We start from the raw sequence: 25,035 nt of genomic DNA on the forward strand, positions 1-25,035 counted from the left end.
CGTTCCATACTGCACGTGGAAGATCGAGCAGCGAAAAACACAAACGCCATCGCGTCTTGCGCTTTCGGCCCGATCAATCACGACGTAGAAAGGAGCAGAAGATGAGGCTTAAAGACAAGTCGGCGTTAATCACCGGTGGTACCAGTGGCATCGGTCTTGCCACCGCGAAGCGTTTCATTGCGGAAGGCGCCCGCGTCGCAGTGACGGGCCGCGACGAGGCGGTGTTCGAGCGCGTGAGGGCCGAACTCGGCGAGCATGCGCTCGTTCTCAAGGGCGACGTGCGTTCGATCAACGACATGCGGGCGATTGCCGCTGAAGTCGGCGAGCAGTTCGGCGGCCTGGATATCGTGTTCGCGAACGCCGGCTGGGCGTTCCCGTCCGCAGTCAACGATATCGACGACGCGCTCTACGACGAGATCATGGACATCAACGTCAAAGGCGTGGTGTTCACGCTTCAAGCGGTGCTGCCGCACTTGCGAGCGGGTTCGTCCTTCATTCTCAACACCTCGTTCGTCGCGCAGACCGGCAAGCATGGCATCTCGTTGACCGCAGCCGCGAAGGCCGCCGTGCGATCGCTCGCCCGCAGTTGGTCCTACGAGTTTCTCGACCGGAAAATCCGCTTCAACGCGATCGCGCCCGGTGCGATCGACACACCGCTGCTGACCAAGTGGGGCATGCCGGACGAATGGGTGCGCGACCGCAAGGCCGAGTTCGCCGACGCCATTCCGGTGGGCCGCATGGGCAACGTCGAGGACATCGCCAACGCCGCACTCTATCTCGCCAGCGACGAATCCGCGTACGTCGTCGGCACCGAACTGGTCGTCGACGGCGGCGCCTCGCAGCTTTGAGCCTGCGGCGCCCGATTCCGGCGCCCTGCGTGTCATCGCGGCTCATCCACCTGTCTGATCTCACGTCCGCCACGCTTTGAATCGCGGCGGCGATTTCATGCGGCCCAGCCTGGTAGCACTCTTAGCAGGGCCGCCCCGCAAGGAGAAATAATCTTGACCGACAGTAGCGAAAACAGTACTCCCGGATCGCCACTCACCCGAGCTGGCCAATCACGCCGCGATGTGCTCAAGTTCGGCAGCATCGCGACGCTCGGCGCCGTCCTCGGCGGCGGCGCCCTGCTTGGAAACGCCCCCTCTGCGCTTGCACAGCCCGGCAGCGACGGCGCACTTGCCCCGAACGACCCGCTCGATATCCTGATCGTCAATTACGACGGCGGCACGCTGCTCGACTTCGCCGGCCCCAGCGAGGTCTTCCATCGGCTACCGAATACGAACGTTCGCTACGCGAGCCTCGATGGCGGCAACGTGACGCTCGAATTCGGCGTCGTGTACGGCAAGACCGAGCGGCTGGCCGATATCGACAAGACAGACGTGCTGCTGGTCCCTGGCGGATCGAATCTGTCGGCGCCGATGCGCCCCGCGTATCAGGCGCAGATCCGGCGCCTGGCGGAAAGTGCCAAGCATGTGACGTCGGTCTGCAACGGATCGCTCGTGCTGGCCGCAACTGGCATTCTCAACGGCAAGCGAAGCGCCTGCCACTGGGCCTTCGTCAACAAGCTGGCCGAATACGGCGCCATTCCCGTGCCCGATCGCTTCGTCGAAGACGACAACGGCCGGTTCATGAGCGGCGGCGGCGTGACGGCAGGCATCGACTTCGCCCTTCGCGTGGCAGCGAAGCTGCGCGGTCAACAGGCCGCCGAACTCGCGCAGCTCGTGATCGAATATGATCCCGCGCCGCCGTTCCACTCCGGCCATCCGAGAGAGGCGCGGCCGGAAGTCATCGCGATGGTCGACAAGAAACTGCCCGGTGCATCCAGGGGGCTCGCACGCGTCCCGGGCGTTCGTTGAATCGCTTGCAGGCAATGTGGGCCAACCCATCGAAAGACTGCGATGAACACTGCGACCGACATTGCCTGTTTCATCCTATAACTTTCGCAGTCCTTTACATTAAAACCATGCACGGAAATCACTCGATGCCACAGACTCGTATTTTCACGGCTGCCCTTGCGGCCTGCGTCACTTTCTTCGCGTTCGCCGCGCCCGCGACTGCCGGTGGTTCGCCACGTCCGCCCGAAGCGGCCATCAAGGCCGAGAATGCGCGGTGGGCGGATGCCTTTGCGCGAGGGGATTACGAGGCGATCGGCCGCCTCTACACCCGCGACGGCACGCTCTTGCCGCCCGGCGGCAACAAGATCACGGGACGCAACGCGATCGTCGGGTACTTCACCAAGGGGTATGCCGGATCAAAGCCCGCCACCGTATCGTTCAGCAATGACGAGTTCTACGGTAACGACCGGGTCGTGACAGAGGTGTCGGATGTGGAGGTCCGCGACCACGACGGACAACTCAAATTCCGCGGCAAACAGACCCTTGTCTTTCTGAAAGAGGGCGGCGCGTGGAAGTTGCATCGCGACATGTGGAACGATGACGGCCCGCTGACGGCGGATGGCCATTGAGCGTCTGGTGAAACGCTTGGCGATCTACCCAACGCGCCGCTAGACCGTGAGAGGGACCTCGCCCAGGCAGCGCGGATCGCGCCGGCTGAGGATAGTCGATCAGCGCGCGCCGTTCGCTCGGCTCTCGCGTCGAATCGCTTGCGGCGGGTGCCCATGCAGTTTGATGAAGGCCCGCCGCATCCGCTCCGGGTCGGTGAACCCGACCGCCAGCGCAATCTGTTCGATCGGTTCGCTGCCCCCCTGCAGGCGCAGCCGTGCCGCTTCGACACGCAAGCGCTCGACCGCCTTCGCTGGTGTCTCTCCGGTTTCCCGGCGAAATGCGCGCCCGAACTGCCGCGGACTCAAACTTGCGGCCTCGGCGAGCCGCTCGACAGGCAACGCTTCCGCCAGATGTTCCCGCGCAAAATTCAGCGCGATGCGGATGCGATCCGATTCCGGCTCCATCTGCGACATCGCCGAGAATTGGGACTGACCGCCCGGCCGACGATACGGAACCACCAAAAGCCGGGAGACAGCGCGCGCAACCTCCGCGCCCAGATCTTTTTCAATCAGGCCGAGCGCCAGGTCGATGCCGGACGCAATGCCCGCCGATGTCCAGATGCGTCCCTCCTCGATATAAATGCTATCGCCCTCGACCTTGGCGCGCGGAAAGCGCGACTGCAATTGAGCCGCGTATCGCCAGTGCGTCGTCACCCTCACGCCGTCCAGCAAGCCGGTTTCCGCGAGCAGAAACGCCCCCGTACACACGCTTGCGACCCGCGCAGCCCTGGCGCCCAATTTTTTGGCGACGGCAATGTTCTCCGGCGTCTGCATCGGATCGATGTCGCCGCCCACGAAAATGACGGTGTCGAACGTGCGCCTTCCGATCGGCTTCGTGTCGACCGACAGGCCCGTATTGCCCGGAACCGGGCCGCCGGACTGCGAAATGACGTGGAGATCATAGGGCGCGTGGCCCGCCGCCGTGGCGACCTGATTGAAGGCCGACAGCGGCCCGCCCAGATCGAGCGCATCGTAGCCACGGCAAACGAAGAATCCGATTCGATGCATGACGAAGTCGTTAACTGAAAATCCCGTAAAGCCGCATTTTACAAGGAACCCTCAAATAGCGCCATTCAGCCGGAAATGAGGGAAATACGTCGTTTACGTCGTGATCGATTGTCCGTATGTCTAACCGCCGGCATCTGCCGGGCCGGGATGGCCGTCACGCCCACCCTACTCCGCATTCACCTTCCGCCACTGCATCGGCGACATCTCGTACCGCCCTCGAAACGCGCGACTGAACGCCGCTTCCGACGTGTACCCAACCCGACCGGCAATATCCGAAATCGGCGCACGGCTGTACCGCAACAACTCCGCCGCCCGATCCAGGCGCCAGGTCGTGAGATAGCTCAACGGCGCCTGCCCCACCACACGCTGGAACCTGTCCGCAAAAGCCGACCGCGACAGATTCGACAACTCGGCAAGATCACTCACGCTCCACGCCCGCCCGGGATCGGCATGAATGGCCGACATCGCCGGGTTGATCCGGCTGTCGATCGCGCCGGACAGCCACCCGTGCCCTGCCGAGCCCTCCGTCGCCCAGGTGCGCAGCAACTGGACGAAGATGACGTCCAGCAATCGGGAGATCATCGCGGCGGCGCCCGCGCGCGGGCTCAACGCCTCGTCGAGGATGAAATGGCAGCTCAGCTCCAGCCACTCGAACGGCCGCTCCCGCAACCCCTTCAGCACCAGCACCGGCGGCAGCACGGACAGCAACCGTTGCGACAGCACGCCGTCGAATCCGAAATCGCCGCACAGCCACGTGGTGTCGCCGCTCCCGATCGTCAGGCGCTCGCGATCGTAGTACTTTGGCGCGAGATCCGTGACGAGACTCGCGGAGCGGCCCGGCCGGTCGGAGATGACATGGCCGTGGCCATGCATCAGCATGACCAGGTCTCCCTGCGACGCGTGATAGCGCTCGTCGAGCCCCTCCACTTCGATCGCCACGCTGCCGCTACGGATGATGTGCAGACGATACTTGCCGGCAGGAAAGCGCAACCCGAAAGGCGCCGAGGCCGCGCACGTGAAGACCGTATTGCCGCGGATGCGGATCAGCTCCAGCACGTCGGAAAAGGCATCCCGCTTGAAGGCGAACGGATCTGCTCCATCGTCCAGCGTCGTCGGCGTTTGAGCAAAGAATCCCGGCTTTTTGGCCATGTCGCGTACCCGGATGGTCTTTATGATGGGCACATCATTCACGCTGAATGACGCCGGTGTCAAAGACTATTCTCGAGGTGCGCGGCATACGGCAATCGCGTAGTACCCCTTGTTTCGTTGCTGGCAAGCACGGGGCAGACGGCTCCGGAAATACCGCGGTGTCGTGGGCGTGATGTTCGTCATTCAGCGATCACAGGAGCAGGGATGTGAATCCGGAAACGCGTACCGACACGGTTGTACTGATTCACGGTCTGTGGATGACACCGTTGTCGTGGGAACATTGGGTCACGCGCTACGAGCAGCGCGGCATGCGCGTCATCACGCCGGGGTATCCGGGCGTCCAGCCGGGCACGGCCGGCGTCGAGGCGCTGCGTCGCGACCCGTCGCCGCTGGTGAATCTGGGCGTGCGCGAGATCTTCGACCACCTGGCCCGGACCATCGCGGCACTCGACACGAAGCCGATCATCATGGGGCATTCGTTCGGCGGCGCGTTCGCCCAGCTTCTTCTCGACGCGGGCTATGGCTCAGCCGGTGTCTCGATCGACGGCGCCGGGGTGAAGGGTGTATGGGCGCTGCCGTTCAGCCAGATCAAGGCGGCGTTCCCGGTCCTGCGCAACCCGGCCAACGTGCATCGCACGGTGCCCATCACCGAGCAAGCGTTTCACTACGCGTTCACGAACAACCTGAGCCTCGAGGAATCGAAGAAGGTCTATGACCGCTACGCGGTGCCCGTGTCGGGGCGGATCCTGTTTCAAGGCGCGTTCGCGAACGTCAACCCGAATGCCCCGACGCGCTACAACTTCGCGAACGACGAGCGCGCACCGCTGCTCTTTATCGCCGGCGGCAACGACAACATCCTGCCGCCTGCCGTGCAGCGTGAGAATTTCGAAAGGAATGCGAAGGGTTCGCGGGCCATCTCGGCGTACAAGCTGTTCAACGGCCGCAGCCACTACACCTGTGGCGAGAAAGGCTGGGAGGAGGTTGCCGACTTCGCGCTCGACTGGGCGCAGGCGCCTGCGGCGGGAGATCTCGGCAAGGGTTGAGTTGCCGGTCAATGGCCCAATTCCCGAACGGTGTCGTGCAACGTCGACAGGCCGTTGAACGACTTGTCGGTCTGACGCATTCTCCGGTTCGCCAGTCAAGGCGGGCACCCCGGCGCGTTCCGTTTTCAATGCGCGAGTGGCATATCGGCAGACATGGTGTGGGATTGCCCCGTCCTGGCACCCTCGACCACGGGTGCAGGTCAGGCAATCCGTCCCGGCACGGCACGCGTCACGCGCGCCGGCTTACGCGGCCTTGGCCAGCTCCGCGTCGATGGCGGCGACCAGCTTCGGGTCGTCCGCGGTCGTATCGGGCGAGAAGCGCGCGACCACTTCGCCCGTGCGGCTCACGAGAAACTTCTCGAAGTTCCACAGCACCTCGGGCGCCGGGTTCGGTTGGATGCCGTAGCCTTCGAGGCGCGTACGGAACGGGCCGTCACCGGTCGCCTGCGGCTGCGCCTGGGTGAGCGAGCGATAGAGCGGATGCTTGTCGTCGCCGATCACGGAGATTTTCGAGAACAACGGAAACTTCACGCCGAAGGTGCCGGTGCAGAACGACTGGATCTCCGCATCGGTGCCCGGCTCCTGGCCCTTGAAGTTGTTGGCGGGGAACGCCAGCACTTCGAGACCTTCCGCGCGCTTGCCTTCGTAGAGCGCCTCCAGACCTTCGTATTGCGGCGTCAGCCCGCATTTGGACGCCACGTTCACCACCAGCAGCACTTTGCCTTCGTACGCGCGCAGGGTTGTTTGCGCGCCGTCGATGGCGTTGACGGGAATATCGTAAATCGTGCTCATGTCTTCATCCTTCAATGGATCAAATTGATGGCGAGCCGCGGAAATCGCGGTGTATCGCGTTCATTGGAAAACCCTGGACGTCGGTCAGCGAAGGCACGTAATCGACGCTCGTGATCTGCGCGTAGCAGAGCCCTATCCTACTGCGAACGGTCAACTTCATGCTTGCAGGCGCGGACCGTGGGGTCCGACAGGCGACCTGGAAAGGCCAGGCTTCGATACAACGGCGGAATGGCCGCATAAGCATCGCCCCGTTGCGGGGGTACGCCATCAGCGGATGCGGTGCGTGGCGATATCCGAGCCTTGGTCAGACTTCCGAACGCTCTACGACCACCTCGCTGATTTGAAGCACGGGCTGTATATCCGTGTAATTGGCGATGTCGGCCATGATCTCCTGCGCGTGCGGGTCGCGCGCCGCCTGGAAGGCTTCGACAGACGTGCAGACGAAGTCGCACTTGGCCACGTAGACAGGCTCAGTGCCCGGAGCACCGCCTGCGATGCCCTTGTCGACCGTGTAGTACAGACATGCCGCGCCGAGCCGCTGCTTCACCATTGGCATGTGCTTGTCGCGGTAGTAAGCATGATCGAATCGTGCGCCTGCGGCGTACGGGTACATGACACTGACTTTGATCATCGGGTTCTCCTGTTGCTGCATGGGAATCGAGGCGCCAACGCTCGCGAGACGACATCGAGGCTGCCGAGATCGGGCGTGGCGAACGCTTCTTGCTGAATAGACGTACTGACTCTTCCGATTGCGCGCCGATGAACCCGTCTCGCCGTTTTGGCGGCACTGAGTGTACCCGGCAACGACATGTCGCGGATGCTGGCGACATGGCTTGCAATCAACCGACAACTTCCTGTCGATGCAGACAAGACACGCGCAAGTCAAGTTCGCACGCGCACCGCGATTCGTAGCGGTATGCTCGTCGTCGTGGTAGTTTCTTGCTTCCCTCCTCGCAAGAGGAAGATAAGAAACCACGAGGGCAATCCACATGCTGATTGCACGAGACGGCCGATCCATTTCAATCGGCTGCATGCGACTGTCACACCTCGCGGTGGCGGTAGTCGCCATGCACGCTGCTGCCGCTTTTTCCGCTGATTTCTCTCCACCCGCTACCGTCTTGTCCGACGACACGGTCTACACGGTGAATCGCGACAGTTCGTCGATTCGTGACCAATCCAGGTCGATCCGGATAGAGACGGAACAGGGCGTCAGGTCGTACGGTCAGGTTTCGTATCGATATAGCCCCGAGTTGCAGAAGTTCGACGTGATCGAGGCTTACACCACCACGCGCGACGGCGTACGGATCGACGTCCCGTCCAATGCAATTTTCACTCGTCAAAGCGCGTCGAGCATCCACGCCGCCACCGTCGACGACAACCTCGTCAAGACGATCGTCTTTCCCGGCGTAGAACCTGGCGCGACCGTGACCATGCACACGCGTGAGACGCAGGTCACGCCGCTTTTCCCCGGCAACTTCTCGGCCGACGACACGTTTCCGAACAACAAGCCGATCCAAAGCGCCAGCATTACGATCAATGCGCCATCCTCGATGAAACTGTATACCGATGTGGTCGATATGCAGGGCGGACGGGTTGCAGCGGATGTCGACGGCCGGCAGACATGGCGCTGGACGATAAAAGGTGCAACTGCGCAGCCACTCGAAGCCAATGCGCCGAGCATCGAGGATCGCAGCCCCCGGATCGTGGTCACGACGTTCCCGGGTTACGCGGCGCTCGGGCAGGCATACGCCGCCCGTGCGCAGCCGCAGACGACCATTACGCCCGACGTGCAAACGCTGGCCGACGAGGTCACGAAGGGAATCGCCGGCCGGCGCGATCAGGCAGATGCGCTCTATCAATGGGTCAGCCGAAACATCCGCTACGTCGCAGTGTTCCTCGGTTTCGGCGGCGTCGTTCCGCATAGCGCACAAGACGTCCTGCATGCACGCTATGGCGACTGCAAGGACCATACGACGCTGCTGCAGGCGCTGCTGGCAGCCAAAGGCATCGCGAGCGACACGGTGCTCGTGAACGCGGACAGCCGCTATTGGCTGCCTTCGGCCGCCAGTCCGTTGGCCGTGTTCAATCACGCGATCACCTACGTTCCCGAGTTCGATGTCTACCTTGACTCGACCGCCGGCACGGCGCGATTCGGCACGCTTCCTTTCAACGAGCAGGGAAAGCAGGCGTTGTTGACCGGCGGCGGCAATGAGCAGTCTCGCTTGGTCGTCCTTCCCGTTGCACGCCCCGATGCCGACACGGTGACGGTCGTGACGCACGTCGCGCTCGACAAACTCGGCACCGTTCGTGGCGATAGCGAAGTCAAGAACGGCGGCGAATACGACTGGGTCGCGCGCTCCATATTCTCCCGGCTGCCGGCGGGTTCGGAACCGGTGTTTGCGCAGGCGTTTCTGACTGCGAGCGGGTTGGACGGCACCGGCCGCTACATCCATGGCGACATCAATGATCTCTGGATGGCGTTTTCGTTTTCCAGTGTGTTCGAACTACCGGACTACGCCGCTCTCCCCGGCCCCGGCGCGATGCGCGTCCCAAGAGGATTGGGCGGCCTCAACACGATATCCAGTGCCATTGACGGGGTAGGTTCGGCCAGGCGCAAAACTCCGTTCCTGTTCAAGGCAGGACACTTCAGCGAAATCACGAAACTGGAATTGCCGGCCTCGATGAAAGTGTTGAGCCTGCCCAAGCCCGTCACCGTTACTTCGCCGTTCGGCACTTATACGTCGTCCTATGCGATGGAAGGCAGAACCATCAACGTGACCCGAACGCTTGATTTGACATCGAAAGTGCCGTATTTGCAGCCGGACGAATATCCCGAGCTCGGAAGAATGGCGACATCGATCAAGCGTGACCTTGCAGCGCAGATCGTCTATCAATGAGCGGTTTTGCGGCGCGACAAACCCATCGGTCAACGTGCCACGAATAGGCACTGAGATTGAGAGGTCGAATGGCCCTGGACTAGACCACGCATAAACCATCTAGTCGTCAGACGTCGTTAGCAACCGAAAATCAACCCTCGATCTGGCGCTGCATGAGATAGAACCTCATGTCGTCGCGACCTTTCATTGAAATCGGTTTCGGATCGCGATTAAAGCCGAGCATTTCATAAAATGGGTATGCCGATTCCCGCGCCGTACACCAGAGCAATAATCCACGCTGTTCGCGGACATAACGAATGGATAGATTGACCAGAAGGCGTCCGAATCCCAGACCACGCACCGATGGATGGACAGCCATGCCGCGAAGGCGCCAGGCTTCAGCATTCAAAACACCGGATTGTCCTTCTTGACACACCGACGCCACAGCCACAATGCCGTCGTTATCACGCACGGCAAAGTGCATGGTCGTCGGGGCGAGGTCTCCGGGTAACGCACTCCCTTCTTCATCTCCGGCCATCAAGATCGCGGCCCTGAGGGGATAGGTTTCTTCCGCGCGAACGGCGCAGATGGTAAAGCGCACATCTTGTGAAGTCATCTAATTGTCGGCTCGCTTCTGGACGCAAATAATCTTCCGGTTCGCTTTCAGCATACCCACTCGCAAAATTATCAGTTGCCGGGCGTTACCAGTAAGGGTAATTTTCTATCCGTTATCTCTTTTTCAATCATACGCTAACTGCGATCACAGATGACGTCGAAAGTCTCGACAGATGCGGAGCTTGCCTACGACGAGATCCGATCGAGGATCTTTGACGGCCGCCTTGCGCCTGGACAGAAAGTATCGCATCGAGGCCTGTCGGACGAACTCGGTTTCGGCCAAATGCCGGTGCGCAGCGCATTGCATTTGCTCGAGTCCGAAGGGCTGGTCGTCGTGATCGAAAAGAGTGGGACCTATATCGCGTCGCCGACTACGAGCGATCTCCGCGAAATTTTTGAAATGCGGCTGGCCCTCGAGAGTACAGCCGCGTTTCTTGCAGCCAAGTCGGGCGTAACGGCAGACCTTCGCGACGCGGCAGAGAAAATGCAGGTGCTGATCGACCAGGACGTCGCGGACATCATGCTCGAGCAACGCGTCGGTTGGGTCTTTCATCAAGCGTTATTTGCTGCAGCAAGGAACTTCCGAATCTCGTCCGCGTATAGTTTGTTGCGCGCCCAAACCTTGGCGCTAAACGAACTTCCGCGTAGCGATGCCGAAACCGTTCGGCGCGGCACGATCGAGCACCTGAAAATCTTTCACGCAATCGAAGCGAACGACGGCGAGCTTGCGCGTCAGCATATGTGGAATCACATCGTTGACGGTACGCCCGCACGGATAAAACTACTCAAGGCGCGGCATGAACACGAAAAATAAGGGCCTTTCCCTCCCGCTGCAAATGCTTGGCGGGCTCGTCCTGGGCGTCGCTTGCGGCGTATTTGCTCCCGGCTTTGCCGGGAAACTGGGCTTTCTCAGCGCGATGTTCGGCCATGCGATCAAGATGGTCGTCATGCCGTTGATCTTCCTGTCGGTCACGGTCGGTGTCTTTCGTGCGGGCCGACTGCGCGAACGGCTCGGAAAGGTCGCACTCGCCAGCATCGTCTTCTTCGTTTTGATGACTGGCCTGGCTGCGTCGCTCGGCCTGCTGCTCAACTTCGCATTTCGGCCGGGTCTCGGTGCGAGCCTCACTCCCTCCGGATCGATGCCCGCAGCACTCGCATCCAGCATCGACTGGACGAAATTTCTCGTTGACTTGATCCCCGCGAACATCGTCGCTGCGCTCGCTGCCGGGAATTCTCTCCCGGTACTCGTTTTCGGCGTCATTCTCGGTGCCGCATTGGCGGCTGCCCCGGAGCGTGCCGAGCCCGCGATTGCCGTTTTCGAGGCGCTGCTGTCCGGCCTGTTCAAGATGACCCAGTGGGTGATCGCATGGTCGCCGCTCGCGATCTTCGCCGCGATCGCGCAGCTGTTGTCGGCCAAGGGTTTCAGCGGCGTGCACTCGCTCGTCGAGCTCCTGGGCGTGGCCTATCTCGGCATGGCGGTGCTGGCGGTGGTACTCACCGTCGTCATCCGCGTCGCCGGTCAGTCGCCTCTCGCCGTTCTCAGGAAAGTGAAGGAACCGCTGATCCTCGGTTTCACGACGCGGTCCTCCGAAATTACCTACCCGTTGCACCTGAAGAAGCTGGTCGAATTCGGCGTTCCCCACGGCGTGGCGTCCACGATTTTGCCGCTCGCCTATATTTTCAATCGCGACGGCGCGGTCCTCTACACGGCCCTCGCGGTCGGCTATCTGGCCGACGCCTATCATCTCGCCTGGTCCTGGCCGCTCGTGATCACGATTTTGATTTTGACGATCATCACCATCGACGGAGCCGCCAATGTGCCGTCCGGGGCGATCGTCGCCATCACCATCGTGCTGACGTCGATCGGGTTGCCGGCCGATGCGGTGCTGCTGCTGTTGGGCGTCGACGCGTTTTTCGACATGGGGAGAACCGCTCTGAACGTCTACGGGAGCACGGCGGCGGCGGCTGTCGCGGTGAGACTTTCCGGTTCGGAGGACGGTATCGCCGCCGAATCCGTGACGCGTCAGGCGAGCGTGTAGGGTTTGGGAAGCGGCGGGCACAGGGCGCTTCACTGTTGCGCCCGCCCATTGGTACGGCGAAGTGAACAGGATTGGATGAACGTTCGGTTTCGTTGATCTTCAGTTCGCAGAACGACAGATCTTTTGCAGGAGAAACAGTATGGTTGGTTCAGAGTCCGCAGAGTATTTCATGCTGCGCCTAGGCACGCCGCATCCGACATGGGCATTGACTGATGACAGCAACATGATTGGCATCGGCGATTGTGACGGCGTGGTGAGTGCCCTGTTCGAGCTGGATCGCAACCAGATCGCACGGATTAGAGCCTTGGGCCAATCGGTCGAGAGAATCAGGTGCATTTGCGACCGCGCCGGCCGGGAGCTGCACTTTTATCTCCACGGCAGACAGGTGTCTCCCGGCATGTGGGCCGGCGTCGCGTCGGCCGACCCCGACTATCTGCCGACCGCCGCGATGATCGCAACATGGACAGTACCGAAGCAGCCCTGCGATGCCTTCAAGTTTCCGAGCGCGCGTGCACGTCTGGTCGCATCCGTTAGCCCAGCCTAAACTGCGATCACAGATTATTGCGCAAGGTCGAGCCGGATAAGCCCCGACTTTCGGGGCCGATCGTTTGACATGTTCGTCCGGCTGCGCGCACGCCGTTCAGTGCCTTTGGTTCTGGCACACTCAACCTCGGATCGCCAGGACCATTTTGCTGGCCAGTTCACCGGCCAGCACTTTTCATTCATGGGTATTCGGTTATCGAGCGACGCCCTTTCATCGCGACGCTCAGGCTCAAGCTCAAGCACGAGACTACGCGGGAGCCCGCAAAAAACATCCCGCCAACACTGCAGCAGACCCTGCGCCGCACGTGACGAGACGCAACGCGGGACGCACGCCAAGCCCCACGCCCGTCCGTTTCAAGACCGGGAACGCCGCCGCTCTTCTCAAACGCCTTGCGGCGCTCAGCGCATCACCGCCCAAGCCCCCTGCTCGCCCCGAGCGCTCCCCGTTCGAACAAAATCCGAAACATTCAGCGAAACCGTATCGGCCTTCGCCTTTGAGCGCGTCTTCCGCGCGACTGCCAGGATCGGCGTCAGATGCTCGTAAAAGCATTCGAGCTGTCGTGCGTCAGACGCCAGTCGCTCGAGGTCGCACGCCTTCTCGAGAATCGATCGAGCGATATGAAAACGCTGAAGGCCGTTGCCGACCCGAACCTGAAACACGACGCCATCGCTGCTATGCGGCACCCCCGCCCACACAAGCGAACTGCGATCCATAAAGCCTCCGGAAAATCCCAATCGTCACATCAATATGCCAGCCATCGCCGACGTTGCATATTTGTATTTCAAAATTGTGGCGTTTCACACATGGGCATTTTCGTAAAACTCGAATATTGCGCCGCAGCAAAAGTGCTCGTAGACTGGGTTCGCGCGTCCGATGTAGTTGCCCGCAGTCGTCCCATGACGGGAGAGCACGCGATGACGACTTCTTCACCAGCACTGAACCCAGCACCCCCTGCGCTCCACGTGTTCCAGCAAGATGGCGGCTGGCACTGGGGCATCACGGTTCCTCGCTCCGCGGGATCCGGCTTCAAACTGATCGCATTCAGTACCGACATCTTTTCCACTGAAGACACCGCACAACGCGATGGCGATCGGGCATTGGCCTCCATCGTCGCCCGCGACGTGCATTGAATCTGACGGATCGGGCCATTGCGCCTTCCTTGAATTTTCACAGCCAACTGCAATACTCCTAACACCCTTCGTTGCGAGACCGCTTACCGCACACGATGACGGACTTCGCCACTCGCCTGAGCTACCCGATCGTCAGTGACGATCCAGGCCAGCCGGTCGCTACCTGCGGCCCCGGTTGCGGTACGGTGCAATCAACCTCCCGGCGGATGTCATACGAGAAAAATGCGGCACGGAGGCGGCTGCCCCCAAGCAACGGCGCAACGTGCCCGAAAGCAATCGAGAGACGATCATTGCCGCGGTCAATCGACAGGCGTTGCCGAAAGCCGGCCGACAGCCCCGACCCGACCCGTCAGACTTCCCAACCGAGGCCTGCTTGCGGGCCGACATGCCGATAGCAGACAGGAGGCGTTACATGAACATCCGGATTTTGATGCCCTGCACCCTGGTTCTTGTTGCCCTCAATGTTCATGCGGCAGATATCACCGGCGCAGGCAGCACTTTCGCAGCACCGATTTATGCAAAGTGGGCAGATGCGTACCAGAAGGCGGGCGGCGGCAAGGTCAACTATCAAGGCATCGGCTCGTCGGGCGGCCTGAAGCAAATCAACGCGAAGACGGTCGACTTTGCCGGTTCGGACGCTCCGCTGAAGGACGACGAGCTCGCGAAGGCCGGCCTGTTCCAGTTCCCCACGGTGGTCGGCGGCGTGGTGCCGGTCGTCAACGTGCCGGGCGTGAAGGCCGGCGAACTGACGCTGTCGGGGCCGGTGCTCGGCGACATCTACCTCGGCAAGATCAAGAAGTGGAACGACCCGGCAATCGCCGCGCTGAATCCGAAGGTCAAGCTGCCGGACACGGACATCGCCGTGGTTCGCCGCGCTGATGGCTCGGGCACGAGCTTCATCTGGACGAACTACCTGTCGAAGGTCAACGGCGAATGGAAGTCGAAGGTCGGCGAAGGCACGACGGTCAACTGGCCGACGGGCACGGGCGGCAAAGGCAACGACGGCGTCGCAGCGTTCGTGCAGCGCCTGCCGGGCGCGGTCGGCTACGTCGAATGGGCGTATGCGAAGAAGAACAACATGGTCTACACCGCGCTGAAGAACTCGACGGGCACGGTGGTCGAGCCGAAGACGGAAACGTTCAAGGCCGCTGCTGCAGGCGCGAACTGGTCGAAGTCGTTCTATCAGATCCTGACGGACGAGCCGGGCAAGGACGCGTGGCCGGTCGTCGGCGCGACGTTCGTGCTGCTGCACGCAACGCAAGAGAAACCGGCACAAGGTGCGGAAACGCTGAAGTTCTTCGACTGGGCGTTCCACAACGGCAACCAGGCCGCCACCGAGTTGGACTACATCTCGCTTCCCGAATCGGTGGTGTCCGAAATCCGCACGCAATGGAAAGCGAAAATCAAGGATGCGTCCGGTAAGCCGATTGCGAACTGACGGGTCCGGACGAGACGCGCAATTGCGCACATTCGCCGCGCAGCGCAGGAGGACGCCCCGTTGATGACTACCTGCCGGAAGGTTCGTCACGACCGCCGATCGGCGCACACCGCGACGGCGAGCGGGCCTGATTCAAGCATGGGACGAGCGCACTGCCGCTCACGTTGCAATCAGCGGACAATTTGAACGATGAGCGAAGAAGTGATTCACCGCGCCGACGCGTTCCTGAAAGGCTGACGCACATGCGTTGCGAAGCCTGCACGAACATGCGCATGATGTCCGATCCCGTCGCACATCGCGGACTGGTGGAATTGCACAAGCCCACGAAATTGCGGCCGCTGGGTCGGCCTGCAATCGTCGTGCGACAGTATCGCTGCCGCCTTTGCACGACGAACTGGCTGGTGGAGTCGGATCCGTTGCGGTCCGGCGCCACCGAATGGCTCTGCCTGAACGAGTCATCGAACATTCTCGCCCCCTCTTCCATGCGGCAGCCGGACGACGTCGAAACCGGGCACGTGGGAGAAGCCGGCGTCGGGAACCCGACGTCACCGCCGAACCCGGCTCACTGCGATGGAGGCAGCGCGATTTTTTTGCGCGCTACGGCAGGTAAGGCGTGATGTTCGACAACGCACGAGAAACGTACGCCTCCTTCTCCCCGACCGGCGCCACGTAGTGCAGTGCGCTCCGCGCGGCTTCCTCGCCCTCCAGGCGCGCAATGATCCACGCGGCCAGATACTGCGAAGCAAAGCAGCCACCTGCCGTTGCGACATTGCCTCGTGCGAAGAATGGCTGATTGAGGACTTCGACGCCCGCCTCGACGACCCAGGGTTTGGTCGTGAGGTCCGTGCACGCCGGAATGTCGTCGAGAAGGCCAAGCTTTGCCAGAACCAGCGTGCCCGAACATTGGGCACCGATCAGTTGCCGCGTCGGATCGAGATTCAGTTGCTCCATCAACGTCGCATCGTTGACGACATCCCGGGTCTGAATACCGCTCCCGACGATGACGGCATCCGCCGCGCGAGCGTCCGCCAACGTCGACTGCGCCTGCACGGTCACACCGTTCATCGATGTGACGAAATGCTCGGGGCATGACAGCGTCACCCGCCAGTCGGGCTTCTTGATTCGATTGAGCACGCCAAGCGCGATGAGGGAATCGAGTTCGTTGAAACCCTGGAAGGTCAGAATGGCGATGTGCATGGGGTGCCCTGGCTGAGGTCGGTCGATGCATATTGCCAGATCGGTGCGATGTATGGATTCACGTTGGCGAAAACTGACGACTGCTGTTTCGGGCACGGGGGGCTGGTCGGAAGGTGCGCGTCGTGTTCTCACATCGGTGCTGCTTTCAGCGTCGGCAGTTATCGGCCCACATCGATCGGTAGTGCAAGCTCGGACGCGAGGACGGCTCGCGCGTGCAGAGCAAACGTCCGCTCGGCACTTGACGAGTCAGTCGAAACGCAAGCCCCATGCGCGAGTCGGTGAAGTTGAGAAGAAACCGTTTCATCCAACGTCCGGCACCGAAGTGTCGGCGGCGATTCCGGCCACGCAAAATCCTCACCGCTTCGATCGATAGATCGTTCGTTACCGCAATGCTTCAATACAAGGCGGCTAGCGCGAGTCCACCCCCGGCGCGGTATTCAGCGCGGCGGCTTCTGGTCCCGTCAGATAGCAATCGCGGAAGCGCTCATCGACGCGTTCCCCCATCCGTTTCGAAAACAGCAGCGCTGCGTTGAGCGGGCGATGATTGATGACCACGGAATCCGTCTCGCCCTGTTCGTTCAGGTGCGCGATCACCACCGTTTCGATCGGCACGCCCTGGATCTGCGACCGATAGGATTCCATATACAAGCCGTTTCCGATCTCGCCCTTGTAGCTGTGATGCTGGAACTCGTAGAGCGAAACCGCGTGTTTGATCACGGCGAGAATATCGGCTCGCCCCTCGATCGGGCGCTTCAGGACGGTGGCTTCGAGCGTCGCGTTTTCTGCGAGCCTCGCCAGCCAGAGCGGCGGACCGCCTGCAGGCGTCAGCACGGGAGCTGTGTCGTTGAATTTCATGTTGGGCGCTCCAGTTACGATTTGCTCGTCATGCCTGCGCGAGCGGCATCGAGCGTTGCTTCGAGCGTGATGCGCGCCTTCTCCAGACGGCGTCGCGCGAGGCGTTCAACGCCCGCGCCGCGCTCGGATTCGCCCGCCAGTAGCGCGTGAATATCGGGCAGCGTCCAGATTGCGCCGCGTGTCCCCCAGGCGCCATCCGGAATCTCGGTCGGGAACACCCAGACGCGCGTCGCGACGTCATCGAACGGCCGGCCCTCCGCGCGCGCCACCGCTTCCGTGACGTTTCTGACGAGCCAGCGACGCGATTCGTCGGTGTATTGACCTTCCGGTACCGACGGAATGATCCGGTAGCGTATCGTGGTCGTGCGTTCGCCCCCGATGTAGATCGCAGCCGGCCGATGAAGATGGAAAACGGTGACACGCTGTGCGGTCGGATTGGAGGCGTCGTACCCTTCCGCCTTGATGAGGATGTCGGTCAGTTCCTTGACGAGGCGCGCCTCGGCCTCGGGCGTCAGGGCGTCTTCGGGCCACAGTGCATCGATCATTGGCATGGTGCTGCTCCTGCTTTCAGGTCATTGGATGCGGCCATCTTCGGGGTTTACGCGTGCGGCCGGAAGTGGCAGCATCGCCATTATTCGTGGAATTTCAGACATGCCATGACCATCGTCCGCATCTGGGTCTATGACGGAATCCTCGCATCCGGCGTCGCAGGCCCTGTTGACGTCATCAGCGCGGCGAATCAGTTCCATGCGCGTACGGCTGCACCGGGCGCGACATCCGCGCCCCTGTTTGCATGGCGCGTGGAATCTCTCGACGGACAACCCGTCACGGCTGCGTCGGGCCAGGTCATTCACGTCGACGGCAGGATCGACCCGCGCAAACGGGCGGACGCCGTTCTGCTGACGGCACCGTTTATCTCGAACATCGACGAGTTCATCGGCCGCCGCGAGCATTTGAACGCGCTGTCTTCCGCACTGCGGCGTCAACGCAAGGCAGGTGCCGTGCTGGCGGCTTATTGCACGGCCAACTACCTGCTCGCCGAGGCAGGCCTGCTCGATGGCCGCGCCGCAACGACGCACTGGGCGAGAGCCGCGGACTTCGCGCGCCGCTATCCGCGTGTCGAAGTTCGCGCGCAGGAACTGCTGATTGCGCAAGACGGCATCATCTCGGGCGGTTCCGTGACGTCGTATCTGAATCTCGCAGTACGCCTCGTCGAAACATTCGCCGGCGAAGCACTCGCCACGATGACCGCGAAGGCGCTGTTGATCGACATGAACCGCACTTCGCAAGCTTCCTTCGCAACGCTTCTCGACGAACATGGGCATACGGACACGCTCGTCGCGCGCGCCCAACGGCAGATGGAAGCGACGTTGCAGCAGGGATTCCGGTTGAGCGATCTGGCGGCGTCGCTTGCTGTCAGCGAACGCACGCTCAATCGTCGTTTCAAGGAAGCCGTCGGGCTTGCACCGTTGGCGTATCTGCAGAATCTGCGCATCGAGGTCGCGAAAAGGTTGCTGGAAACGCGGCCAATCGGGCTCGAGGCGGTGAGCCAGCGGGTCGGTTATGGTGACATCAGCACGTTTCGGCAATTGTTCAAGCGCAAGACCGGGTTGTCGCCGAGTGAATATCAAATGCGGTTCTCGCGTGCCGCGGCCGAGAATAGGGAAACCGGGTCAGGCCGCAACGGCGACTGAGACCTCGCGGGATCATCGCGCCGCAACCCTCGTCGCTTCCCTCCCTCTTTACCCGCACTGCCCTTTTGTATCTCAACGTATCTGCAACAGATAGGGATACGCACGCTTACACACAAGCGACTTTCGCACACAAGCGGGATACGTTCGTCCGCTCAAATACGCCCATCGCGAGCAAAACACCGCACCGCAAGAAACCGGGCTTACCGAGGGAGTGCATATGCAACACGAGTCGAACGGAACCGTTGAACCGGATCGCACTGCGAATGAACCGCTGAGCAGCCAGATCGCGCGCAATTGTCTGCTGACGCGCGCCCGGCAGATCTCCCGCGTCTTGACCTCCGTTTATGACGATGCGTTGCGTCAGTTCGGCATCGTGGCGCCGCAGTTCTCGTTGCTCGTGCTGATCGCGGAGTTCGGGCCGATCAGCCGCTCGGATCTGGGCCGACGAAATCATCACGAGCGCTCGACGCTGACCAGGAATCTGCAACCGCTGATCGCGCAGGGCTGGGTCGCCGAGGGCGTCACGGCAAGCGATGGTCGAAGCCGCCCGCTCTCGCTCACGCATGAAGGCAACGCGCTGCTCAAAACCGCCGCGAGCGCGTGGTCGGCGGCGCAGCGCCACGCGACGCACCTCCTCGGCGAAGGCTGCACCCATGAACTCATGAATATCGCGCGGAAATTGCCGCTGCGCATGGTCTGAAATTTTCGGTCGGTGTTGCATATGCAAGATTGACCAACGTCTGGTACCCCTTCCCCCCTCGTCAAGGAGTTGTCATGAAAGTCGTCAAAGCCGCCGCCGTCCAGTTCAGCCCGGTGCTATATAGCCGTGAAGCAACCGTCGCCAAGGTCGTGCAGAAGATCCACGAACTGGGCCAGAAGGGCGTGCAGTTCGCCACCTTCCCCGAGACGGTCGTGCCGTATTACCCGTACTTTGCGGCCGTCCAGACGGGCATCGAGCTTCTTTCGGGCACCGAACATCTGCGCTTGCTCGAACAGGCCGTGACTGTGCCGTCCGCCGCTACCGACGCGATCGGCGAAGCCGCGCGAAAGGCCGGCATGGTCGTGTCCATTGGCGTCAATGAGCGCGACGGCGGCACGCTGTACAACACACAGTTGCTCTTCGATGCGGACGGCACGCTGATCCAGCGCCGCCGCAAGATCACGCCGACGCATTTTGAACGCATGATCTGGGGCCAGGGAGACGGCTCGGGCCTGCGCGCAGTCGACAGCGCAGTCGGCCGCATCGGCCAGCTCGCATGCTTCGAGCACAACAATCCGCTCGCCCGCTACGCGATGATCGCCGACGGCGAGCAGATCCACTCGGCGATGTACCCGGGCTCGGCCTTTGGCGAAGGCTTCGCCCAGCGGATGGAAATCAATATCCGCCAGCATGCGCTCGAGTCCGGGGCCTTCGTCGTCAACGCGACGGCGTGGCTGGATAGCGACCAGCAGGCGCAAATCATGAAGGACACCGGCTGCGGAATCGGTCCGATCTCGGGCGGCTGCTTCACCACGATCGTCTCGCCTGACGGCATGCTGATGGCCGAGCCGCTTCGCTCGGGTGAAGGCGAGGTGATCGTCGATCTCGACTTCACGCAAATCGATCGCCGCAAGCTGCTGATGGACTCGGCCGGCCACTACAACCGCCCCGAATTGCTGAGCCTGATGATCGACCGCGCGCCGACCGCGCATGTTCACGAACGCGCTTCGCACCCGATGATCGTCGACGATCAAGGCTCCGACGATCTGCGCGCCCAGGCGGCATGACCTGCGAACTTTGAATTGCCCCCTATCGATGGAGAATTTGCCTTGAAAGCAATGATGAGGACCGGCTGCGCGAGCATGGTCGTTGCGGCGCTGATGGCGGCCGCTTCCCCCGGCTACACGCAGACGTCCGCAACAGATACGCCAGTGGCAACGCATTCGCGCAGGCAGGCGGCCGCAAAGACCGACGTCTCGGACAGGGCGCTGGTGAAGTCGCTACCCGGATTCAGAAACGGCCATGCAACCGTCAACGGCGTACGGCTGCATTATGTGGTCGGCGGCAAGGGCGAGCCGCTCGTGTTGCTGCCCGGTTGGCCCGAAACCTGGTGGACCTTCCACAAGATCATGCCGGCGCTCGCCGAGCACTACACCGTGATCGCGGTGGATCTGCGCGGCATGGGCGCATCGTCGAAACCCGTTGATGGCTATGACAAGAAAACGATGGCCGCTGATATCCATGAACTGACGCAATCGCTTGGATACGACAAGGTTGCGATCGCGGGACACGACATCGGCTCGGCTGTGGCGTTCGCCTACGCGGAGAACTATCCGGAAGCCACCGACAAGCTGGTGATGATGGAGTTTCCGCATCCCGACAATAGCCTGCAGACTTTTCCGCTTCTACCCGCCGAAGGCGCATATGGCGACAGACTGGGTTCGGCGCGCCCGAACCTGTGGTGGTTCGCATTCAATCAGGTCAGAGGTTTGCCGGAGAAGCTGCTGGCAGGCCGCGTCCGGCTCGAGCAGGACTGGCTCTTCCACTACTTTCTCGTGAATGAGAATGCTGTCGACGCGCGCGACCGCGCCGTGTACGAGCACGCGTATGACAGCGCCGCCGCGATCCGTGCAGGCAATGCGTGGTATCAGGCCTTCCCTCAGGACGTCAGCGACAACAAGGGTTATGGCCAGTTGCAAATGCCGGTTCTCGTGATGGGCGGTCCCGCATACAGGTGGATGAAAATGGTCGTCGGAGAAAAGGCGGTCAATCTGAGCGCCCGCGAAGTAGAAAACAGCGGACACTTTATCCAGGAAGAGCAGCCCGAGCTGGTGACGAAGACCATGCTCGGCTTTCTGGAAGGCACACGCGAATAACGACTCGATCGTCGCGTTGGTCAACGTATGCACACGCATGTTTTCATACAGAAATGTGTACATGCATACATAAATGGAATGAAGTTTTTCCTTGAAAGGATGTGATATGACAACGAAACCTGCCCATGATCGGCCCATTCTCGTGACGGGTGCCGGAGGCGCAATTGGCGGCATTGGCCGCAACGTCACGACGTCATTGCTTGCGAAGGGCTATAAAGTGCGGGCGCTGGTCCGCAAAGAGGACGAACGAGCGGACGAGTTGCGCCGCCTTGGCGCCGAAGTCATGGTCGGCGATCTGACCGATCTCGCCTCGATGCACCGTGCGATCGAAGGTTGTTCGCGCGTCTATTTCGGCATGTCCGTCTCTCCAGCCTATCTCGAAGCGACCGTCAATTTTGCCGCGGTTGCACGTCATCATGGTGTCGAAGCCATCGTGAACATGTCGCAGATGACGGTCACGGAAATGAGCATCACGGAAACCACCGACAGTCCCCAGCACAAGCTGCACTGGCTCGCCGAGCAGGTCTTGCAGTGGTCGGGGCTGCCCGTCGTCACGGTACGGCCCACGGCGTTTCTCGAAACCTTCTTCCTGACGCTTGGCGCAACCGGCGTGCGCGACAACGACGAACTCGCACTGCCGCTCGGCAATAGCAGGACTTCGCCCATTTCAGCCGTTGACGTCGCACATGCCGTATCGGTGATTCTCGAAGACCCGGCGCCGCATATCGGCAGGATTTATAACCTGACGGGTCTCGAATCAACCGATCTCGAGCACGCCGCGCGCGTCTTTTCGCACGCGCTCGGCCGGCCCATCCGTTACCGGAATGTGCCTGTCGCGCCATGGTCGGACAAATTACGCGAACTCGGCATTCCAGCTCACGTCGTCGATCATCTGGCCGTGATGGCCGACCTGCACGTTCAGGGGCGGTATGACCGCATCACGAACGACCTGTTCGAACTCACGGGCCGCAAACCCATGAGCATGTACGACTTCGTGAATCTGCACATCGCAGCGTTCACGCGCAACACAACACGCTGATCCAGGGCAGGAGACCGATCCCATGTCAAAAGACACGCCCCAATCCTCATCGCGCCGGCACTTTGTCGGTATGGCGGCCGCGACGCTCGCGGCAGCCTCGCTGAGCCGGCTTGCCCTCGCGGAAACGCCCCGCGCACTCGGCAAGATCACCGAACCCGCGAACGGCGACAAGACGGCGATCCGGCCGTTCCGCGTTCATGTCCCCGACTCGCAGCTCGTCGACATGCGGCGCCGCATCAAGGCCACGCGCTGGCCGGATCGCGAGACGGTGCCCGACGAGTCACAGGGCATTCAGCTCGCCACGATTCAGGGACTCGCGCAATATTGGGCAACCGGCTACGACTGGCGCAAATGCGAAGCGCGTCTGAATTCGTATGCGCAGTTCATCACCGAGATCGACGGACTCGATATCCATTTCATCCACGTGCGGTCGAAGCACGAAAACGCGATGCCGTTGATTGTGACTCACGGCTGGCCCGGCTCGATCATCGAACAGTTCAAGATCATCGACCCGCTCGTCAATCCGACGTCGTACGGCGCGCCGGCTTCGGATGCCTTTCATCTCGTGATCCCGTCATTGCCCGGTTACGGCTTTTCGGCGAGACCAACCACAACGGGCTGGGGACCGGAGCGCACCGCGCGCGCGTGGGTCACATTGATGAAGCGCCTCGGCTATCAGCGCTTTGCTTCGCAGGGCGGCGATCTCGGCGGGATCGTCACGAACATCATGGCCAAACAGGCGCCGCCCGAACTGATCGGCATTCATGTGAACTTCCCTGCCTCCGTTCCGCCGGACATCCTGAAGTCGCTGGCCGCGGGCGACGCGATGCCTGCCGGCTTGTCGGACGACGAACAGCATGCGTACGAGCAATTGAGTGCCAACTTCAAAAAGAAGCGCGGCTACGCTTTCGAAATGGGCACGCGCCCGCAGACGCTGTACGGACTCGCCGATTCTCCCGTCGCGCTGGCTTCCTGGCTACTCGACCACGGCGACGGCTACGGCCAGCCCGCGGCGGCGTTGAGCGCAGCCGTGCTCGGCCATCCCGTCAACGGTCATTCAGCAGGCGCGCTGACGCGAGACGACATACTCGACGACATCACGCTTTACTGGCTGACCAACACCGGCATCTCGGCGGCGCGCTTCTATTGGGAGTCGCACGCGAATTTCTTCCTCGCGGCCGACGTCAACGTGCCAGCCGCGATCAGCGCCTTTCCAGGAGAAAACTACCAGGCGCCGAAGAGCTGGACCGAAAAGGCCTATCACAACCTGATTTACTTCAACAAACCCCAAACGGGCGGGCACTTCGCGGCATGGGAAGAACCGACGATCTTCGCGAACGAAGTGCGCGCGGGATTGAGGCCGTTACGCGCCTGAAGGGCGAAGCGCTCCGACACGCGTGCGTCGGAGCGCTCCTCGATGTAATCGTGCTGGTCGGGTTCATGCGATGTCGTTCACATGGATCTGCCGCTGGGTTTGACCTCGGGGCCGCGCGTGCACCCGCCATGACACCCTCGGCGAATTCTGGCCAGGTTGACCGAAAACCGTCCCCTTGGGGATCAGATAGTGAGAACGAAAATGAACAAGCTGATCAAGACGCTTGCCGCGGTCGCGGCTACTACCGTGCTCGCGACGAACGCCTTCGCCCAGAGCGCGGCGGAGGTAGGCGTGGCCTCACCGTACGTCGCCATCGATAACGAGCCACCACCCAGACTGATGGTGGATCCCACGCCGCTTGCTCCAGGACTGGCTCACGGCATCGTCTGGATCCGATACCGGGTGGAGAACGTGCATATCGTTCCGGTGTTCGGGCCAGGCGCCCTCAACGTTTCTCCCCGAATCGGGCATCTGCACGTACACATCGACGACCTGCCCTGGGGTTGGGTAGAAGCGAACAATGTCAATACGATCAGCGTGGCGGGTCTGCCACCCGGTCAGCACAAGATGCTTGTCGAGTTGGTCGACGCTCAACACCACCTGTTCGCCGGATGCACCGAGTGCAGGAAGACGGTGACGTTCACTGTCCCGGAGGGCTCGTCTCATTCACACTGAAGGTGATGACAAGAGCCGCTCCGTTAGTCCGTCACGAATGACGCCCGACGCATCCTGAATTTTCATGCCGGCTTCGCTGTCGAACATCGGCGTCAATCCGGTTTACTGGACGGCGAACGCGGACACTTGCCAGTCGCCGTCAGCGTGTCGCTGGCCTGCACGCGGGGCAGCTTGCCGGTGGCCGGCCCGGCACGACCTGCGACTCCA

Annotated in this window: 27 protein-coding genes; 18 read left to right on the top strand and 9 right to left on the bottom strand. The window is 61.7% G+C overall.

What is annotated here, in order from left to right:
- The first annotated feature begins 101 nt into the window (after positions 1–101).
- From CFB34_RS35520 to CFB34_RS35530, 3 genes are all read left to right on the top strand, one after another.
- A complete protein-coding gene (locus tag CFB34_RS35520) occupies positions 102–848 on the top strand; it encodes an SDR family oxidoreductase (protein ID WP_089444350.1) in 747 nt (248 codons plus the stop codon).
- Positions 849–1,001: 153 nt separating this feature from the next.
- Positions 1,002–1,856: a DJ-1/PfpI family protein gene (locus CFB34_RS35525; protein ID WP_089444351.1), complete on the top strand. Its 855-nt coding sequence runs from the start codon at positions 1,002–1,004 to the stop codon at positions 1,854–1,856.
- Between the two features lie 125 nt (positions 1,857–1,981).
- On the top strand, positions 1,982–2,464 hold the full coding sequence (locus CFB34_RS35530) for a nuclear transport factor 2 family protein (RefSeq protein WP_089444352.1): 483 nt from the start codon (positions 1,982–1,984) through the stop codon (positions 2,462–2,464).
- A gap of 99 nt (positions 2,465–2,563) precedes the next feature.
- On the opposite strand, the gene CFB34_RS35535 is transcribed toward CFB34_RS35530, so the two are convergent.
- Positions 2,564–3,511, bottom strand: coding sequence for a GlxA family transcriptional regulator (locus CFB34_RS35535; RefSeq protein ID WP_089444353.1), 948 nt, complete (start codon positions 3,509–3,511; stop codon positions 2,564–2,566).
- Positions 3,512–3,676: 165 nt separating this feature from the next.
- On the bottom strand, positions 3,677–4,702 hold the full coding sequence (locus CFB34_RS35540; protein WP_143329562.1) for an AraC family transcriptional regulator: 1,026 nt from the start codon (positions 4,700–4,702) through the stop codon (positions 3,677–3,679).
- 164 nt (positions 4,703–4,866) lie between these two features.
- Here CFB34_RS35540 and CFB34_RS35545 point away from each other — a divergent pair, with 164 nt between their 5' ends.
- Positions 4,867–5,703, top strand: coding sequence for an alpha/beta hydrolase (locus tag CFB34_RS35545; protein WP_089444355.1), 837 nt, complete (start codon positions 4,867–4,869; stop codon positions 5,701–5,703).
- Between the two features lie 243 nt (positions 5,704–5,946).
- On the opposite strand, the gene CFB34_RS35550 is transcribed toward CFB34_RS35545, so the two are convergent.
- Entirely contained in the window at positions 5,947–6,495 is a 549-nt protein-coding gene (locus CFB34_RS35550) for a glutathione peroxidase (protein ID WP_089444356.1), read from the bottom strand.
- Positions 6,496–6,799: 304 nt separating this feature from the next.
- Positions 6,800–7,126 (bottom strand): EthD family reductase, encoded by a 327-nt coding sequence (locus CFB34_RS35555; protein WP_089444557.1) that lies wholly within the window; start codon positions 7,124–7,126, stop codon positions 6,800–6,802.
- 358 nt (positions 7,127–7,484) lie between these two features.
- On the opposite strand from CFB34_RS35555, the gene CFB34_RS35560 reads away from it, so the two are divergent.
- Entirely contained in the window at positions 7,485–9,392 is a 1,908-nt protein-coding gene (locus tag CFB34_RS35560) for a DUF3857 domain-containing protein (RefSeq protein WP_089444357.1), read from the top strand.
- Positions 9,393–9,522: 130 nt separating this feature from the next.
- On the opposite strand, the gene CFB34_RS35565 is transcribed toward CFB34_RS35560, so the two are convergent.
- The gene (locus CFB34_RS35565) at positions 9,523–9,987 is read right to left on the bottom strand and encodes a GNAT family N-acetyltransferase (RefSeq protein ID WP_089444358.1); all 465 of its coding nucleotides are present in this window, start codon (positions 9,985–9,987) and stop codon (positions 9,523–9,525) included.
- 150 nt (positions 9,988–10,137) lie between these two features.
- Between CFB34_RS35565 and CFB34_RS35570 the strand changes: the two genes are divergently transcribed.
- From CFB34_RS35570 to CFB34_RS35580, 3 genes are all read left to right on the top strand, one after another.
- Entirely contained in the window at positions 10,138–10,800 is a 663-nt protein-coding gene (locus tag CFB34_RS35570) for a GntR family transcriptional regulator (RefSeq protein ID WP_089444359.1), read from the top strand.
- A complete protein-coding gene (locus CFB34_RS35575; RefSeq protein WP_089444360.1) occupies positions 10,784–12,025 on the top strand; it encodes a dicarboxylate/amino acid:cation symporter in 1,242 nt (413 codons plus the stop codon). The genes CFB34_RS35570 and CFB34_RS35575 overlap by 17 nt, the downstream gene beginning before the upstream one ends.
- Positions 12,026–12,164: 139 nt before the next feature.
- Positions 12,165–12,569 (top strand): hypothetical protein, encoded by a 405-nt coding sequence (locus CFB34_RS35580; RefSeq protein ID WP_089444361.1) that lies wholly within the window; start codon positions 12,165–12,167, stop codon positions 12,567–12,569.
- Positions 12,570–12,967: 398 nt separating this feature from the next.
- On the opposite strand, the gene CFB34_RS35585 is transcribed toward CFB34_RS35580, so the two are convergent.
- A complete protein-coding gene (locus CFB34_RS35585) occupies positions 12,968–13,282 on the bottom strand; it encodes a hypothetical protein (RefSeq protein ID WP_089444362.1) in 315 nt (104 codons plus the stop codon).
- 90 nt (positions 13,283–13,372) lie between these two features.
- Between CFB34_RS35585 and CFB34_RS35590 the strand changes: the two genes are divergently transcribed.
- From CFB34_RS35590 to CFB34_RS35600, 3 genes are all read left to right on the top strand, one after another.
- Positions 13,373–13,699 carry a hypothetical protein gene (locus CFB34_RS35590; RefSeq protein WP_242808759.1) on the top strand — a complete coding sequence of 109 codons (327 nt, stop codon included), beginning with the start codon at positions 13,373–13,375 and terminating at the stop codon, positions 13,697–13,699.
- A 412-nt stretch (positions 13,700–14,111) separates the two neighbouring features.
- Complete coding sequence (gene pstS / locus CFB34_RS35595) at positions 14,112–15,137, top strand: phosphate ABC transporter substrate-binding protein PstS (protein ID WP_089444363.1); 1,026 nt, start codon at positions 14,112–14,114, stop codon at positions 15,135–15,137.
- Positions 15,138–15,409: 272 nt separating this feature from the next.
- Positions 15,410–15,754 (top strand): hypothetical protein, encoded by a 345-nt coding sequence (locus CFB34_RS35600; RefSeq protein WP_143329563.1) that lies wholly within the window; start codon positions 15,410–15,412, stop codon positions 15,752–15,754.
- On the opposite strand, the gene CFB34_RS35605 is transcribed toward CFB34_RS35600, so the two are convergent.
- The 3 genes from CFB34_RS35605 to CFB34_RS35615 form a co-directional block, all read right to left on the bottom strand.
- Positions 15,735–16,334, bottom strand: a complete 600-nt coding sequence (locus tag CFB34_RS35605; protein WP_046547014.1) for a DJ-1/PfpI family protein — start codon at positions 16,332–16,334, stop codon at positions 15,735–15,737. The two genes, CFB34_RS35600 and CFB34_RS35605, sit on opposite strands and share 20 nt — an antisense overlap.
- 408 nt (positions 16,335–16,742) lie before the next feature.
- Entirely contained in the window at positions 16,743–17,189 is a 447-nt protein-coding gene (locus CFB34_RS35610) for a hypothetical protein (RefSeq protein WP_089444364.1), read from the bottom strand.
- Positions 17,190–17,203: 14 nt separating this feature from the next.
- Complete coding sequence (locus tag CFB34_RS35615) at positions 17,204–17,740, bottom strand: Tautomerase enzyme (RefSeq protein WP_089444365.1); 537 nt, start codon at positions 17,738–17,740, stop codon at positions 17,204–17,206.
- A 105-nt stretch (positions 17,741–17,845) separates the two neighbouring features.
- Between CFB34_RS35615 and CFB34_RS35620 the strand changes: the two genes are divergently transcribed.
- The 7 genes from CFB34_RS35620 (at position 17,846) to CFB34_RS35650 (ending at position 24,828) form a co-directional block, all read left to right on the top strand.
- Entirely contained in the window at positions 17,846–18,883 is a 1,038-nt protein-coding gene (locus CFB34_RS35620; RefSeq protein WP_089444366.1) for a helix-turn-helix domain-containing protein, read from the top strand.
- Positions 18,884–19,100: 217 nt separating this feature from the next.
- Complete coding sequence (locus tag CFB34_RS35625) at positions 19,101–19,583, top strand: MarR family winged helix-turn-helix transcriptional regulator (RefSeq protein ID WP_089444367.1); 483 nt, start codon at positions 19,101–19,103, stop codon at positions 19,581–19,583.
- A gap of 74 nt (positions 19,584–19,657) precedes the next feature.
- A complete protein-coding gene (locus tag CFB34_RS35630) occupies positions 19,658–20,650 on the top strand; it encodes a carbon-nitrogen hydrolase family protein (RefSeq protein WP_089444368.1) in 993 nt (330 codons plus the stop codon).
- A gap of 51 nt (positions 20,651–20,701) precedes the next feature.
- Positions 20,702–21,739, top strand: a complete 1,038-nt coding sequence (locus tag CFB34_RS35635) for an alpha/beta hydrolase (RefSeq protein ID WP_242808806.1) — start codon at positions 20,702–20,704, stop codon at positions 21,737–21,739.
- A 106-nt stretch (positions 21,740–21,845) separates the two neighbouring features.
- Entirely contained in the window at positions 21,846–22,778 is a 933-nt protein-coding gene (locus tag CFB34_RS35640) for an NAD(P)H-binding protein (protein ID WP_089444369.1), read from the top strand.
- A gap of 22 nt (positions 22,779–22,800) precedes the next feature.
- Positions 22,801–24,153 carry an epoxide hydrolase gene (locus CFB34_RS35645; protein WP_089444370.1) on the top strand — a complete coding sequence of 451 codons (1,353 nt, stop codon included), beginning with the start codon at positions 22,801–22,803 and terminating at the stop codon, positions 24,151–24,153.
- A gap of 201 nt (positions 24,154–24,354) precedes the next feature.
- Positions 24,355–24,828, top strand: a complete 474-nt coding sequence (locus tag CFB34_RS35650; RefSeq protein WP_089444371.1) for a DUF6130 family protein — start codon at positions 24,355–24,357, stop codon at positions 24,826–24,828.
- Positions 24,829–25,035: the final 207 nt, after the last annotated feature.

Origin of the sequence: Burkholderia sp. HI4860, assembly GCF_002223045.2 — a bacterium.
Taxonomy (GTDB): domain Bacteria; phylum Pseudomonadota; class Gammaproteobacteria; order Burkholderiales; family Burkholderiaceae; genus Burkholderia.